Raw genomic sequence first — 461 nt, forward strand, 5'->3', positions numbered from 1 at the left:
GGGCCTGGTCGTGCGTGGTGAACGTCAGGGGGTGGCAGCCGGGGGGCAGCGGTTTGAGGGGGACCCGGCGGCGACGCGGGGTGAGATGGGTGTAGGCGGCGTCGGCGGTGTGCAGGTACCAGCACAGCAGCCGTTCCACGGCCTGGTCCCGCTCCTGCGGTGTCTCGTCCGTGGCGACGCGTTCGGCGGCGTAGACGCGCAGCAGGTCGTGCAGGGTGTAGCGGCCCGGTGTGTGCTCGGTGAGCAGGTGGGCGCGGGTGAGTTCGGTGAGCAGGCCGCGGGTCTCACGGAGGGGGAGCCCGGCCAGGGCGGCTGCGGCGGGCGTGGAGATGTCGGGGCCGCAGTGCAGGCCCAGCAGGTGGAACAGCCGGCCGGCCGGGACGGACAGGGCCTCGTACGACGAGGAGAAGACAGCTCGTACGTCCGTGGCGATGTCACCGCTCGCGAAGGCGTCGAGGCTG

The 461-nt window shown here is 72.9% G+C and carries 1 pseudogene; it reads right to left on the reverse strand.

Features of this window, described 5'->3' with window-relative positions:
- Positions 1-461 (reverse strand): annotated as a pseudogene (locus KCH87_RS48515) (transcriptional regulator); the annotation flags it as partial.

The sequence above is a fragment of the Streptomyces sp. GESEQ-35 genome, assembly GCF_017948485.1.
GTDB lineage: Bacteria > Actinomycetota > Actinomycetes > Streptomycetales > Streptomycetaceae > Streptomyces.